Genomic DNA, 691 nt, shown 5'->3' on the forward strand with positions numbered 1-691 from the left:
CTCATTGAGCCTGCTCTGTTCAACCGAAAGTTCATCCTGCGCAGCCGTCAGGGATTTAACCGCATCCTCCTGACTGATCAGATGATTAATCAGATAGCCGTTAATACTTGGTCCCGGTGAGACCAGCATCTGCTGATACCCGGCTATCTCTGATTTTAATCCCTCAACTTTCTGACGCTGCTCATCAACCAGTTTATTTTGCGCCGCCAGAGCTTCTTTGGTTTTCCCCGCATTATCCGACGTTTCCGGCAACGTCATTTTGTTCAGATTTGACAGAACCTGATCGATAGCCCCAGCATATTCAAGCGCCGATTGTCTCGCCTGCTCCTGCTTTTGGTACATCGTGTACCAGGCACCGGCCCCCAGCATCACCAGTCCGGGTATCCCGCCGATAAGGCCGAGCGCCCCGCCCAGGAGACGGGTGCCGACAGAGGTGATATTGTTCAGGTTATTCTGGGCAATATTGCGGGCATTCACGTTACGGGCAACGGAGGCCTGAGCGGCAGCCAGCCGCTTTTCTGCGGCAGCCTGTGCATCCGTGCCACGTGATGCGGTGAGTGCCTGCTGTGCCCGGTATTCTGCCGCACGCGCTCTGGCAACCGCAATTTGTGTCCCGCGCAGCTGGGCCTGTGCAAGAGCGATCTCACCTTTTGCGGCACCGGCCACCCCGATGGTTGCTTTGGTCACACTG

Annotated in this window: 1 protein-coding gene; it reads right to left on the reverse strand. The window is 56.3% G+C overall.

Annotated elements, in window-relative coordinates; genetic code table 11:
• The coding region (locus tag HMPREF3119_RS01985; RefSeq protein ID WP_305777628.1) for a phage tail tape measure protein at window positions 1–691 on the reverse strand (691 nt) is incomplete at both ends.

The sequence above is a fragment of the Morganella sp. HMSC11D09 genome, assembly GCF_001807955.1.
Taxonomy (GTDB): domain Bacteria; phylum Pseudomonadota; class Gammaproteobacteria; order Enterobacterales; family Enterobacteriaceae; genus Morganella; species Morganella morganii.